The 13,581-nt window shown below is 54.9% G+C and carries 10 protein-coding genes and 3 tRNA genes; 1 reads left to right on the plus strand and 12 read right to left on the minus strand.

Going from position 1 to position 13,581, the window contains the following annotated elements; all coding sequences use genetic code 11:
- Positions 1-124: 124 nt before the first annotated feature.
- The 6 genes from clpX to AC1XYH_RS09785 all read right to left on the minus strand — a co-directional run bounded on the left by clpX (position 125) and on the right by AC1XYH_RS09785 (position 4,501).
- Positions 125-1,408, minus strand: a complete 1,284-nt coding sequence (gene clpX / locus AC1XYH_RS09760; protein ID WP_483323013.1) for an ATP-dependent Clp protease ATP-binding subunit ClpX — start codon at positions 1,406-1,408, stop codon at positions 125-127.
- Positions 1,409-1,583: 175 nt separating this feature from the next.
- On the minus strand, positions 1,584-2,225 hold the full coding sequence (gene clpP, locus AC1XYH_RS09765) for an ATP-dependent Clp endopeptidase proteolytic subunit ClpP (protein ID WP_483323014.1): 642 nt from the start codon (positions 2,223-2,225) through the stop codon (positions 1,584-1,586).
- Positions 2,226-2,312: 87 nt separating this feature from the next.
- Positions 2,313-3,659: a trigger factor gene (gene tig, locus AC1XYH_RS09770; RefSeq protein ID WP_483323015.1), complete on the minus strand. Its 1,347-nt coding sequence runs from the start codon at positions 3,657-3,659 to the stop codon at positions 2,313-2,315.
- Positions 3,660-4,169: 510 nt separating this feature from the next.
- Positions 4,170-4,254: transfer RNA gene (locus tag AC1XYH_RS09775), tRNA-Leu, on the minus strand.
- A 53-nt stretch (positions 4,255-4,307) separates the two neighbouring features.
- A tRNA-His gene (locus AC1XYH_RS09780) sits at positions 4,308-4,383 on the minus strand.
- 41 nt (positions 4,384-4,424) lie between these two features.
- Positions 4,425-4,501 (minus strand) — tRNA-Arg (locus AC1XYH_RS09785).
- A gap of 333 nt (positions 4,502-4,834) precedes the next feature.
- Between AC1XYH_RS09785 and folD the strand changes: the two genes are divergently transcribed.
- Positions 4,835-5,689, plus strand: coding sequence for a bifunctional methylenetetrahydrofolate dehydrogenase/methenyltetrahydrofolate cyclohydrolase FolD (gene folD / locus AC1XYH_RS09790; protein WP_483323016.1), 855 nt, complete (start codon positions 4,835-4,837; stop codon positions 5,687-5,689).
- A gap of 60 nt (positions 5,690-5,749) precedes the next feature.
- Here the strand turns inward: folD and AC1XYH_RS09795 are convergent, their stop codons facing one another.
- The 6 genes from AC1XYH_RS09795 to AC1XYH_RS09820 all read right to left on the minus strand — a co-directional run bounded on the left by AC1XYH_RS09795 (position 5,750) and on the right by AC1XYH_RS09820 (position 13,412).
- Complete coding sequence (locus AC1XYH_RS09795; protein ID WP_483323017.1) at positions 5,750-6,538, minus strand: SDR family oxidoreductase; 789 nt, start codon at positions 6,536-6,538, stop codon at positions 5,750-5,752.
- A 179-nt stretch (positions 6,539-6,717) separates the two neighbouring features.
- A complete protein-coding gene (gene prpF, locus AC1XYH_RS09800) occupies positions 6,718-7,896 on the minus strand; it encodes a 2-methylaconitate cis-trans isomerase PrpF (protein ID WP_483323018.1) in 1,179 nt (392 codons plus the stop codon).
- 82 nt (positions 7,897-7,978) lie between these two features.
- Positions 7,979-10,573 (minus strand): Fe/S-dependent 2-methylisocitrate dehydratase AcnD, encoded by a 2,595-nt coding sequence (gene acnD, locus AC1XYH_RS09805; protein WP_483323019.1) that lies wholly within the window; start codon positions 10,571-10,573, stop codon positions 7,979-7,981.
- A complete protein-coding gene (gene prpC / locus AC1XYH_RS09810) occupies positions 10,573-11,736 on the minus strand; it encodes a bifunctional 2-methylcitrate synthase/citrate synthase (protein ID WP_483323020.1) in 1,164 nt (387 codons plus the stop codon). The genes acnD and prpC overlap by 1 nt, the downstream gene beginning before the upstream one ends.
- An 87-nt stretch (positions 11,737-11,823) precedes the next feature.
- Positions 11,824-12,708, minus strand: coding sequence for a methylisocitrate lyase (prpB, locus tag AC1XYH_RS09815; RefSeq protein WP_483323021.1), 885 nt, complete (start codon positions 12,706-12,708; stop codon positions 11,824-11,826).
- Positions 12,708-13,412: a GntR family transcriptional regulator gene (locus AC1XYH_RS09820; RefSeq protein WP_483323022.1), complete on the minus strand. Its 705-nt coding sequence runs from the start codon at positions 13,410-13,412 to the stop codon at positions 12,708-12,710. The genes prpB and AC1XYH_RS09820 overlap by 1 nt, the downstream gene beginning before the upstream one ends.
- Positions 13,413-13,581: the final 169 nt, after the last annotated feature.

Raw genomic sequence — 13,581 nt, forward strand, 5'->3', positions numbered from 1 at the left:
GAATTCAAGATGGGGGCTAGGAAAGGAAAAAACAAGCAGGGAGAGCGTAATAATATTGCCGCATTTTGCGTATAGCAAAAACGATTGCGCCGCCAAAGTGGCGGCGCAATCAACGACTTGCAGATCAATCCTCAGGCATAGCCTTTGGTGGCTGCTCGACCGTTTCGTAAATCAGCAAAGGCTTAGCCTCACCTTTGATGACGTTCTCATCGATCACTACCTTACTGACGTTTTCGGCTGATGGAATCTCAAACATGGTTTCCAGCAACACACTTTCCAGAATGGAACGCAGGCCTCGAGCACCGGATTTACGCTCCAGCGCGCGTGAAGAAATAGCCTTCAACGCATCAGTACGGAACTCCAGCTCTACCCCTTCCATGTCGAATAGACGCGCATATTGCTTAGTTAACGCGTTCTTCGGCTCAGTCAGAATCTGGATCAGCGCATCCTCATCCAGCTCGTTCAAGGTTGCGATAACCGGTAGACGACCAACGAACTCAGGGATCAGGCCAAAACGCACCAGATCATCCGGTTCAACTTCTTTCAGCGCGTCACCGACCTTCTTACCGCCATCTTTACTGCGCACAGTGGCGTTGAAACCAATACCGCTCTTCTCGGAACGATCACGAATGACCTTTTCCAGACCGGCAAAAGCACCACCACAGATGAACAGGATATTACGGGTATCTACCTGCAAAAATTCCTGCTGCGGATGCTTGCGTCCACCCTGGGGCGGTACGGAGGCAACCGTGCCTTCGATCAACTTCAACAGTGCTTGCTGTACACCTTCGCCCGATACGTCACGGGTAATAGAAGGGTTATCAGACTTGCGCGAAATCTTGTCGATTTCATCAATGTAGACAATACCCATTTGGGCTTTCTCTACGTCGTAGTCGCACTTCTGCAGTAGCTTCTGAATGATGTTTTCTACATCTTCACCAACGTAACCGGCTTCGGTCAGCGTGGTGGCGTCGGCAATGGTAAAGGGTACGTTCAACAGACGCGCCAGCGTTTCGGCCAACAGCGTTTTACCCGAACCGGTAGGACCGATAAGCAGGATGTTGCTCTTGCCCAGCTCGACTTCATCTTTACCCTGGCGCTGATTCAACCGCTTGTAGTGGTTGTATACGGCAACAGAGAGTACTTTTTTAGCGCGTTCCTGACCAATGACGTACTGATCAAGAATGGTGCAAATCTCAACTGGCGTAGGCAATTTTTGATTATTGCTCTCAGCCTGACTTTCCTGCACTTCCTCGCGAATGATGTCGTTACACAGATCAACGCACTCATCGCAAATAAACACGGAGGGGCCGGCAATCAGCTTGCGCACTTCATGCTGGCTCTTGCCGCAGAAGGAGCAATACAACAGCTTGCCGTTGTCGTCACTCTTCCCAGTAATATCGGTCATCGAAAACCCCTACTCTTAAGTCGCTCTTGAATATAAAGATGGGGGCATTGTGCCCACTTTGCAAGTGCGACCCGATCAACATGCACCTGTCAGCCCCGTTATTCAGGCACTGCAATGAAGCAGCACCCCACACTAACGGCAGTCAGTGCGGGGTTCACCGGCATGAAACAAATGGTTACTCAGCGCTTGGACGCGAATCCAGCATCTTATCGATCAGACCGTAATCAACTGCCTCAGAACCACTCATAAAGCGGTCACGGTCGGTATCACGCTCGATCACTTCCAGCGGCTGCCCGGTATGATCTGCCAACACCTTGTTCAGGCGCTCGCGGATGAACAGGATTTCGCGGGCATGAATCTCAATATCCGAGGCTTGGCCTTGGAAACCGCCCAGCGGCTGGTGGATCATCATGCGCGCATGCGGCAAGCAATAGCGTTTGCCTGGAGCACCGCCCGCCAACAACAAAGCACCCATGCTGCATGCCTGACCAATACACAGCGTGCTGACATTCGGCTTGATGAACTGCATGGTGTCATAAATCGCCATGCCAGCAGTGACCGAGCCACCTGGAGAGTTGATGTACAGGTGAATATCCTTGTCGGGGTTTTCCGACTCAAGGAACAACAACTGCGCAACGACCAGATTGGCCATGTAATCTTCGACCTGACCCACGAGGAAGATTACCCGCTCTTTCAGCAGGCGAGAGTAGATGTCGTAGGAGCGCTCACCACGGGCGGATTGTTCAACAACCATTGGTACCAGACCGCCGGCGGCCTGCACGTCCGGTGGAAACTGCGAAAAGCTGTTATAGGTCATGGATTCCTGTCACTCCAATAAGCATGTCACGAAAACACGAGAGCCAGCCCGAAGGCTGGCTCTCGTTAGCGAAAAACGGCAACGAGATTACTCGTCTGCGCTGTTCTCTTCCGCTTCGCCAGCTTCAACCTGTGCAGGCTGCGCGGGCTTAACGGCTTCTTCGTAGGCTACCTTTTTATCGGTTACCTGCGCCTTCTGTAACACAGTATCCACCACTTGTTCTTCCAGCACAACCGACTGAATCTCGCCCAGCTGCTGCTCATTCTGGTAGTACCAGTTGATGACCTGCTCTGGTTCCTGGTAAGCAGCGGCCAGCTCTTCGATCATGGTGCGCACGCGATCGTTGTCGGGCTTGATGTCATTCTTCTTGACCACTTCAGCCACAACCAGACCCAAGCTAACGCGACGCTTGGCCTGCTCTTCAAACAGCTCAGCAGGCAATTGGCTGGCCTGAATATTGGAGCCACCAAACTGCTGCACAGCTTGCTCGCGCAGGCGGTCGATTTCGTTGGCAACCAGCGCCTTAGGTACATCAACGGTGTTGGTTTCCAGCAGACCGTCCATTACTTGGGCTTTAACCTTGGTTTTGATCGCCTGATTCAGCTCACGCTCCATGTTCTTACGAACTTCGGCGCGGAAGCCTTCGATACCGCCTTCGCTAACACCAAACTGAGCAAAGAATTCTTCGTTCAGCTCAGGCAACGCAGGCTCTGCAACTGCCTTGACGGTAACGTCGAACTCGGCAGCTTTACCGGCCAGATCCAGATTCTGGTAATCCTCTGGGAAGGTCACGTTCAGTGTCAGACTGTCGCCAGCCTTAGCACCCACCAAACCTTCTTCGAAACCAGGAATCATACGACCGGAACCCAATACGATATTACTATCGTCGGCAGTGCCGCCCTGGAAAGCCTCACCATCAACCTTGCCAACAAAATCGATAGTCAGCTGGTCATCGTTTTGCGCAGCACGCTCAACGGTTTCAAAACGGGTGTTCTGCTTGCGCAGGGTTTCCAGCATGGTATCCAGATCTGCGTCAGTCACTGACGACTCGAGACGCTCAACTTTAATGCCATCAAACTCGGCCAAAGTGATTTCCGGATAAACTTCGAAGGTTGCGGTGTACTCGAAATCCTTACCTTCTTCCATGCTCTTGGGCTCAACATTCGGCGCACCGGCCGGAGTGAGCTTTTCTTGCATGATGGCTTCATAGAAGGTGGATTGAATCACTTCGCCGATCACTTCCTGATGAGCAGAAGCGCCATAGCGCTTGCGGATAACGCTCATCGGCACCTTGCCTGGACGGAAACCATCGACCTTCGCACGCTGTGCAGTCTGCTGCAGGCGCTTATTGACCTCGCTTTCAATACGATCGGCAGGAACGCCAATGGTCATGCGGCGCTCGAGGCCGGAGGTGGTTTCAACCGAAACTTGCATGGAAATTCCTCGTTCAACAGACAATGAATTATGTATTTGGTGAATCGCAAAGGGACAACATTCTATGCGCTTGAAGCGTAGAAGTCATCACCATCGGCGCAAACAGGCGGCACCACTGCACAGATATCGCCTCAGAGCGGGCAGATAGCGACACAGTCGTCTCTTTTTCTCGATTAAACCAAGACGCGATTGTAATGATATGAATGCGGAGGCAACCAAATTCAAGGGTGAGCACTTGAATTGGTAGAGAGCTCATGACCATTCAACTGACTCGTAAACCTGCAATCAGCCGACAACACCCTCTCAGTGTTGGCTCACCGCGCAGGCGTCAACACCGAAAACATATAAAACCCAAACACCAGAAACGCAAAAAGCCGCGCTTAGCAGCCAGTGAACGGCTGTTTGGGAGCGGCTTCTTACGATATTTAGCACTGAGTTGAACCGAATCCAGCTCAAACAGGCTTTTCTACACATCATCAACCGTCTTGGAAAAGACAATAGCTGATTGAATGGTGCGGACGGAGAGACTCGAACTCTCACACCTCGCGGCGCCAGAACCTAAATCTGGTGTGTCTACCAATTCCACCACGTCCGCATAAAGCTAATACGAAAACGCCAGGCCGGGAGCCTGGCATTTTCACAGAATAATGGGGTGGACGATGGGGATCGAACCCACGACAACAGGAGTCACAATCCTGTGCTCTACCAACTGAGCTACGCCCACCACTACTCACTGCAACACTAACACTCCAAACCTTCGCGCAATGGCGCACCCGGCAGGACTCGAACCTGCGACCATCCGCTTAGAAGGCGGATGCTCTATCCAACTGAGCTACGGGCACCTTTTGCACATGGTAGATGATGAAACATCATCGGCATGTCCGACTGATCTTTTGTGACGATCACTCGGTGGAGCCTGACCACCTTCCAAACCGGTATCGCTGTGTCTGTGAAGCGGGGCAAATAATACTTAGCGAGCCGCGCCACGTCAACGTTGGTTTGTAATTTTTTTAATCAGAAGAGCAGCTTATCGCTCCCGCGCGGCAAAACTTTCTATGCTGGCGACAAGCAAACCCGCCGTTTTCTGCTTTTACGGACTCAGACCATGATCGCCCTTTTGCGTACAGGCCTGAGCGTGCGACAATGCCGCCAATTTATTCTGCGTCAGGAACCCCATGAACGCCCAGCTCATTGATGGCAAGCAGATTGCTGCCAACCTCCGTAAGGAGATCGCCGCGAAAGTTGCCGAACGCACTGAACGCGGCTTACGTTTGCCAGGATTGGCCGTAATTCTGGTCGGCAGCGACCCGGCATCTCAAGTCTACGTTTCGCATAAACGAAAAGACTGTGAAGAGGTTGGCTTTATCTCTCGCTCGCATGACCTGCCCGCAAGCACCCAACAGCAAGAATTGCTCACCCTGATCGATGATCTCAACGACGATCCGGAGATAGACGGCATTTTGGTGCAACTGCCCCTCCCTGCCCACCTCGATGCCTCGCAACTACTTGAACGCATCCGTCCCGACAAAGACGTTGACGGCTTTCACCCCTACAACATTGGACGCTTGGCACAACGCATGCCGTTGCTGCGCCCCTGTACGCCTATGGGTATCGTCAAGCTACTGAAAAGCACCGGTGTGGACCTGTACGGCCTGGATGCCACCGTCGTTGGCGCATCCAACATCGTCGGGCGCCCCATGGCTTTAGAGCTGCTACTGGCCGGCTGCACCACCACCATTACCCATCGTTTCACCAAGAGTCTGGAAGACCACGTGCGTCGCTCAGATTTGGTGGTGGTAGCGGCCGGCAAACCCGGCCTGGTGAAAGGCGAATGGATCAAGCCCGGTGCCATCGTGGTTGATGTGGGTATCAACCGAATGGAAGACGGTCGCCTGGTGGGTGATGTGGAGTTCGCTGCGGCGGCGGAACGCGCTAGCTGGATTACCCCCGTACCCGGTGGCGTGGGTCCGATGACGCGCGCCTGCCTGCTGGAGAATACCCTGCACGCCTGCGCCCATCTGCACGACTGATCCGGCTAGCAGTAAACAAAACGCCCGGCCATTGGCCGGGCGTTTTGTTTTGACACCGCTTTACAGACTACTGGTTTTGCCACCATCGACCGGCAAATTGATTCCGTTGATGTAGGCCGCCGCCGGCGAGGCTAGAAAGCCAACCGCGTTGGCAAACTCTGCCGGCTCGGCAAAACGCTGTACGGGAATACTCGCCGCCATGCCCTGAGTAATCTGCTCAATAGTCTTGCCACTGGCCTTAGCGCTATGCGCAATCAAGCTATCAAGGCGTGGCGTGCGCGTTAGCCCCGGCAATACGTTGTTTACAGTAATACCGTCTGCCGCCAGCTCGCCGGCCAACGTCTTGGCCCAATTACCCATTGCCGCACGCATGGTATTGGATACGCCCAGATTGGGTATCGCCTGCTTCACCGAGGTAGACAATACGTTGAGAATACGACCGTATTGCGCTTCACGCATGCCCGGCAACAAAAGCTGAAGTAACACTTGAGCGCTAACCATGTGCTGCATAAACGCCTCGGCATAGGCTTGAGGTTCAGCGGTATGCGCGGGGCCGGGTGCTGGACCGCCAGTGTTGTTGATCCAGATGTGCATGGCCCCGCCCTGCTCCAACTCGTAGCCAACCACTTCAGCCAACGTCTTGTGATCTTGCATATCCACGGCAAGAAAGCTGTGCTCCTGGCCATGCTCCGCCGGCAAACGTGAACACAATGTCTGCAGCTTGTCTGCCGAACGAGCCAGCAATACAACCTCTGCGCCCTGTTGTGCCAACTGGTAGGCACAGGCCTCGCCTAGCCCCTGACTGGCGCCACACACCAAGGCCCGCTTACCTGATAAATCCAGATTCATGACGAATTCCCTATCGAGTAGAGTAAAAAATTTAGAGTAGCATGCCACCGGGCCATCGCCAGACGCAGCCCGCAATGCAAGCGGTACTATTCAAAACACTGATAAGTAAAGGGCGAGCCGGCTCACAGCGACTGCAAAAAAAAAGGCTACCCAGCCTAGACCGGGTCTTCCGGTACGACTCAGAACGCGTCGCCCGGCACGCGCACCCAGCCTTCCATAAGCACCCGTGCACTGCGGCTCATGACTGCCTTGGTGGCTTGCCATTGACCATCAACCAACGCGGCCTCAGCGCCAACGCGCAAAGTACCGGAGGGATGACCGAAGGTAGCAGCGGTGCGCTCGCCACCTCCAGCGGCCAAGTTGACCAGCGTGCCGGGGATGGCTGCCGCTGTACCGATCGCCACTGCCGCGGTGCCCATCATGGCGTGGTGTAATACGCCCATCGACAGCGCTCGCACCGACAGATCAATATCGCTTGCCGGTACTGCTTTACCGCTGGACGACGTGTAGCTTTTTGATGGCGCAACAAAAGCGACTTTAGGTGTGTGCTGACGGCCTGCGGCTTCAGATACATCCTTTATCAGCCCCATGCGCATAGCGCCATGGGCCCGAATCAGCTCGAAGCGCGCCAGCGCTGCTGCGTCACCGTTGATATCGCCCTGCAACTCGCTGCCGTTATAGCCAATGTCCGCTGCGTTGATAAATATAGTGGGAATACCGGAATTGATCATGGTCGCCTTAAGCGTACCCACACCCGGCACCTCCAGATCATCAACCAGATTACCGGTAGGGAACATGGAGCCTTCACCGTCGGCTGGGTCCATAAACTCAATCTGTACTTCAGCGGCCGGAAAGGTCACCCCATCCAATTCAAAATCGCCGGTTTCCTGCACCTCACCATTCGTCATGGGCACATGAGCAATGATGGTTTTGCTGATATTCGCTTGCCAGATACGCACGGTGCAGATGCCATTAGCGGGCACGCGCTCAGCCGAGACCAAACCACTGGTGATGGCAAAGGCCCCTACAGCGCCGGATAAGTTACCGCAGTTACCACTCCAGTCGACAAAGGCTTTATCGATAGCTACCTGACCAAAAAGGTAATCCACATCGTGATCAGCCTGGGTACTCTTGCCGACAATCACCGTTTTGCTGGTACTGGAGGTGGCGCCACCCATACCGTCGGTTTGCTTGCCGTAAGGGTCGGGACTACCGATCACGCGTAACAGCAATGCGTCGCGAGCTGGGCCCGCAACCTGTGCACGCTCGGGCAAGTCCTGCAAACTGAAGAACACACCTTTACTGGTACCACCGCGCATATAAGTGGCGGGTATTTTGATTTGAGGCACATAGGACATGATGACAAGATCCTCTCATGCACACCGCCCCAAGGCTGCAATACCTCGGGGCGGTGTGCAATGGGTAAAGTGGAACGGCGAATCAACCCGCCACAGTGGCTTCCAGGAAGTCCTGAGCAAAGCGCTGCAAAACGCCACCGGCCTGGTAGATGGCGGCTTCTTCAGCGGTATCCAAACGACAGACAACCGGCACATCCACCCGCTCACCATTCTTGCGGTGAATAACCAACGTCATGGTCGCGCCGGGCGACAAATCACCTTCCACGTCATAGGTTTCGGTGCCATCGATCTCCAGGGTTTGGCGTGTGGTGCCCGCCAAAAACTCCAGTGGCATCACTCCCATACCGACCAGGTTGGTACGGTGAATGCGCTCAAACCCTTCAGCGGCAATTGCCTCAACACCCGCCAGTCGCACACCCTTGGCAGCCCAGTCACGTGAAGACCCTTGGCCATAGTCAGCACCAGCAATGATGATCAGCGGCTGCTTGCGCTCCATGTAGGTTTCAATGGCTTCCCACATACGCATGACCTTACCTTCCGGCTCAATACGCGTCAGCGAACCCTGCTTGACCTTGCCATCTACCACGGCCATTTCGTTGATCAGCTTGGGGTTGGCAAAGGTCGCGCGCTGCGCTGTGAGGTGGTCACCACGGTGGGTCGCGTAGGAGTTAAAGTCCTCCTCCGGCAAGCCCATTTTGTGCAGGTACTCACCTGCGGCGCTGTCTAGCATGATGGCGTTAGACGGCGACAGGTGATCGGTGGTGATGTTGTCTGGCAGCACTGCCAAGGGACGCATGCCCTTGAGTGAACGCTCACCCGCCAGGGCGCCCTCCCAATACGGTGGGCGACGGATATAGGTACTGTTCGGGCGCCAATCATACAGCGGCGGCGTCTTGGATTCGGTGTCATGCGTAATGTCGAACATCGGAATGTAGACTTGGCGGAACTGCTCCGGCTTAACGCTAGCTTTGACGATGGAGTCGATCTCTTCATCGCTCGGCCAGATGTCTTTCAAGGTGACTGGATTACCGTTTTGATCCAGGCCCAGCACATCCTTCTCGATATCGAAGCGAATGGTGCCAGCAATCGCGTAAGCCACCACTAACGGCGGCGAGGCCAGGAAGGCTTGCTTGGCGTAGGGGTGAATACGGCCATCAAAATTGCGGTTACCCGACAGCACAGCCGTCGCGTAAAGATCACGCTCGATCACTTCTTTCTGGATGACCGGGTCCAGCGCGCCGCTCATGCCGTTACACGTAGTGCAGGCAAAAGCCACTACGCCAAAACCTAGACTTTCCAGCTCGGGCAATAACTTAGCCTCTTCCAGATACATCTTCACGGTTTTCGAGCCCGGCGCCAGCGACGTTTTAACCCAAGGCTTGCGGGTTAAACCAAGACGATTGGCGTTACGCGCAATCAGACCCGCAGAAATCATATTGCGCGGGTTGCTGGTGTTAGTGCAGCTGGTGATCGCAGCGATAATCACCGCGCCGTCAGGCATCTTGCCCTCTTCGTTTTCAATCACACCACTGATGCCACGGGCAGCCAGTTCAGATGTAGGCAGCAGTGCATGCGGGTTGGATGGCCCGGCCATGCTGCGGTGCACGCTGGACAAGTCAAAGCGCAACACGCGCTCGTATTCGACCTCTGTCAGCTCATCGGCCCACAGGCCAGTGTGCTTGGCGAAGTCTTCCACCAGCTTGACCTGATCATCATCACGACCGGTCAACTTCAGGTAATCGATGGTCTGCCGGTCGATGTAGAACATCGCTGCCGTCGCGCCGTATTCAGGCGTCATATTCGAGATAGTTGCACGGTCACCGACGGTCAGCGCATTAGCGCCTTCACCGTAGAACTCCAGGTACGCACCCACCACCCGCTCGCGGCGTAAAAACTCGGTAATCGCCAGCACCATATCGGTACTGGTGATACCCGGCTGCAGCCGACCAGCCAGCTCTACGCCGACGATATCGGGCAAACGCATATAGGAGGCACGGCCGAGCATCACGCTTTCCGCTTCTAGCCCACCAACGCCCACGGAGATTACACCGAGCGCATCGACCATAGGCGTGTGGCTATCGGTACCTACACAGGTATCGGGGAAAGCCACGCCATCACGCACTTGCACGACCGGCGACATCTTTTCCAGGTTGATCTGGTGCATGATGCCGTTGCCTGGAGGAATCACGTCGACGTTCTCGAACGCAGTCTTGGTCCAGTTGATGAAGTGGAAGCGGTCGTCGTTGCGACGGTCTTCAATCGCACGATTCTGCTCGAAGGCGTTTTCCTCAAAACCGGCGTGCTCCACTGCCAACGAGTGATCAACAATCAGCTGAGTGGGCACCACCGGGTTGACCTTGGCCGGGTCACCGCCCTTCTCAGCGATGGCGTCACGCAGGCCGGCCAAATCAACCAATGCGGTCTGACCGAGAATGTCGTGGCAGACCACGCGCGCTGGATACCAGGGGAAGTCCAGATCGCGCTTGCGCTCGATCAGCTGCTTAAGCGAATCGGTCAGCATGATCGGACTGCAGCGACGTACCAACTGTTCGGCCAGAACGCGAGAGGTATAGGGCAGCGTGGCGTAGGCACCAGGCTGGATGGCTTCGATCGCCTCACGCGTATCGAAATAATCCAGCTGGGTACCGGGTAAGGATTTGCGATAGTCAGTGTTCATTACTTACGATCCTTGAGTGGTACAAAAACCACATCTTCAGGGCCGACGTAGTTGGCGCTCGGCCGAATGATCTTGCCGTCAATACGCTGTTCGATCACGTGGCTGGACCAGCCAGAGGTACGCGCGATGACGAATAGGGGCGTAAACATGGCGGTCGGTATGCCCATCATGTGGTAGCTGACGGCGCTGAACCAATCGAGGTTGGGGAACATCTTCTTGGCTTCCCACATGACGCTTTCCAGCCGCTCGGCGATGTCATACATCTTGGTGTTGTTCTGCGCTTCAGAGAGCTCGCGCGCGACGTCCTTGATCACCTTGTTACGCGGATCAGAAACGGTATAAACCGGGTGGCCAAAGCCAATAACTACTTCTTTCTTTTCAACGCGGGCACGGATATCAGCCTCAGCCTCGTCCGGGTTGTCGTAACGCTTTTGAATCTCAAAGGCGACTTCATTGGCGCCACCGTGCTTAGGGCCACGTAATGCGCCAATACCGCCAGCAATGCACGAATGCATATCAGAGCCCGTACCGGCAATGACGCGGCTGGTAAAGGTAGAGGCGTTAAACTCGTGCTCTGCGTAAAGATTCAAACTGGTATGCATGGCGCGCACCCAGGATTCACAGGGCTTTTTACCGTGCAGCAGATGCAGGAAATGACCGCCGATTGAATCGTCATCGGTTTCTACATCGATACGCTTGCCGTTGTGGCTGAAGTGATACCAGTACAGCAACATAGAGCCAAAAGACGCCATCAGTTTATCGGCAATGTCGCGCGCGCCCGGATGGTTGTGATCATCCTTCTCTGGCGACACACAACCCAACACAGACACACCGGTGCGCATCACATCCATCGGATGGGCAGACGGCGGCAGCTGTTCCAAAGCCGCCATGAGTGACGCGGGCAAGCCGCGCAGCGCCTGCAATTTGGCCTTATAACCCGCCAGCTCGGCTATAGTCGGCAGCTTGCCGTGCACCAGCAGGTGAGCAATTTCTTCAAACTCGCAGGTGTTGGCAACATCCAGGATGTCGTAACCACGATAATGCAGGTCGTTGCCGCTGCGGCCTACGGTACACAGGGATGTATTACCGGCGGCAGTACCGCTCAGGGCCACGGATTTTTTTGGCTTGAAAGCCGGCGTTGGATTCTCGGGGGTGGAACTCATGGCGTTAGTCTCCTCACGGATCATTCTTGTAATGTGCAACAACCCCGCACGGACGGGGCTGGGCTAGATGATCAAGTCAATAAATAGTTACTTTTTACCGGCGGCGAATAGCGCGTCGAGCTTTTCCTCAAACGCGTGATAACCGATGCGGTCATAGAGCTCGGCGCGTGTCTGCATGCTGTCGACGACGTTCTGCTGATGCCCTTCGTTACGGATGCTGGTGTAAACATTTTCAGCAGCTTTGTTAGCAGCGCGGAAGGCTGACAATGGATACAGCTGGATAGCTACACCGACAGACGCCAGCTCATCGCGGGTAAACAACGGCGTCGCGCCAAACTCGGTGATGTTCGCCAGAATGGGAACGTTCAGCTCTTTAACAAAGCGCTCGTAGGTCGGTAGATCGTAGGCGGCTTCGGCGAAGATGCCGTCAGCACCCGCTTCAACATAGGCCTTGCAACGCTCGATGGCCGCGTCCACGCCTTCTGCCTGAATGGCATCAGTGCGCGCAATCAGGAAGAAGCTCGGATCGGTCTTGGCGTCCACAGCGGCCTTGATGCGATTGACCATTTCTTCAGTGGAGACAATCTCCTTGCCGGGGCGATGACCGCAGCGCTTGGCGCCTACCTGGTCTTCGATATGTGCCGCGCCGGCACCCGCCTTGATTAGGCTTTTAACGGTGCGCTCAATATTGAAGGCGCTGGGACCAAAGCCGGTATCAATGTCGACCAGCAACGGCAGATCGCATACGTCGGTAATACGCCGCACATCAATCAGCACGTCTTCCAGGGTATTGATGCCCAGATCCGGCAAGCCCAATGAACCGGCAGCCACACCACCACCTGACAGATAAATAGCCTTAAAGCCAGCACGCTTAGCCAGCAACGCGTGGTTGGCGTTGATAGCACCAATGACCTGCAGTGGACTCTCTGCAGCAATAGCATCACGGAAACGTTGACCTGGGGTTTTCGACATCAGACTTTCCCTCCTGAGGAAGTGGTAGCGCGCTGCTCTTGCATGCGGCGCTCGATATTGCGGCGAGATGCGCTGATATGACGACGCATCAGCATTTCCGCAAGTTCGCCATCACGATCAGCAATGGCTTGAATAAGATTGTGGTGTTCGGCAAAGGCCTGTTGTGGTCGCTTGGGCGTGGTAGAGAAGCGATAGCGATACATACGCACCAGGTGATACAGCTCGTCACACAGCATGTTGCTGAGCGTTCGGTTTTTGCTGCCCTGCACTATCAAGAAGTGAATATCCAGATCACCTTCCTGTTGATAGTAGGACTTATTTTCCTTCAGGCCACTGTGCTGCTCGTGCATGGCGAGCACATCGCGCAGGCCCTGAATCTCATCGTCCGTCATATTCTGCGCCGCCAAGCGGCAAGCCATGCCTTCCAACGCCTCGCGCACGTGATACAGCTCAATCAGCTCTTCATAGCTGAGCGACACAACCCTTACCCCGGCATGCGGGATGCGTACCACGAGGCGGCGACCTTCCAAACGGCGAATAGCCTCGCGCAGCGGGCCGCGGCCAATCCCAAAGGTAGTAGAAAGGTATTGCTCGCTGATGCGCGTGCCAGGGGCGATATCGCCCTTGACGATAGCCGTCTGAATCTGGCGGAAGGCTCCGTCAGATAGGGTTTTGGTAGGTTCTTCCAGTTCTATGGAGGTCAATTGTAGACAATCCTTGAGAAGGAATTCAAAAACCACTGGATTTTGCGCGCCACAACCCGTAATTGTCAACAATACGCCCTTCAATTCCTGGGCTATGCTGCAGATAACCCCACTTACAATGGAACTTGAAGCGGCAGCGGCCGTCGGATTGTCGACAATTTACATCGAC

Source organism: Pseudomonas sp. GW-45 (assembly GCF_056896675.1).

Coding starts and splice junctions, on each gene's coding strand:
- clpX (WP_483323013.1), bottom strand. CDS start 1,408: ATGACCGATATTACTGGGAAGAGTGACGACAACGGCAAGCTGTTGTAT.
- tig (WP_483323015.1), bottom strand. CDS start 3,659: ATGCAAGTTTCGGTTGAAACCACCTCCGGCCTCGAGCGCCGCATGACC.
- acnD (WP_483323019.1), bottom strand. CDS start 10,573: ATGAACACTGACTATCGCAAATCCTTACCCGGTACCCAGCTGGATTAT.
- prpC (WP_483323020.1), bottom strand. CDS start 11,736: ATGAGTTCCACCCCCGAGAATCCAACGCCGGCTTTCAAGCCAAAAAAA.
- prpF (WP_483323018.1), bottom strand. CDS start 7,896: ATGTCCTATGTGCCTCAAATCAAAATACCCGCCACTTATATGCGCGGT.
- folD (WP_483323016.1), top strand. CDS start 4,835: ATGAACGCCCAGCTCATTGATGGCAAGCAGATTGCTGCCAACCTCCGT.
- clpP (WP_483323014.1), bottom strand. CDS start 2,225: ATGACCTATAACAGCTTTTCGCAGTTTCCACCGGACGTGCAGGCCGCC.
- prpB (WP_483323021.1), bottom strand. CDS start 12,708: ATGTCGAAAACCCCAGGTCAACGTTTCCGTGATGCTATTGCTGCAGAG.
- AC1XYH_RS09795 (WP_483323017.1), bottom strand. CDS start 6,538: ATGAATCTGGATTTATCAGGTAAGCGGGCCTTGGTGTGTGGCGCCAGT.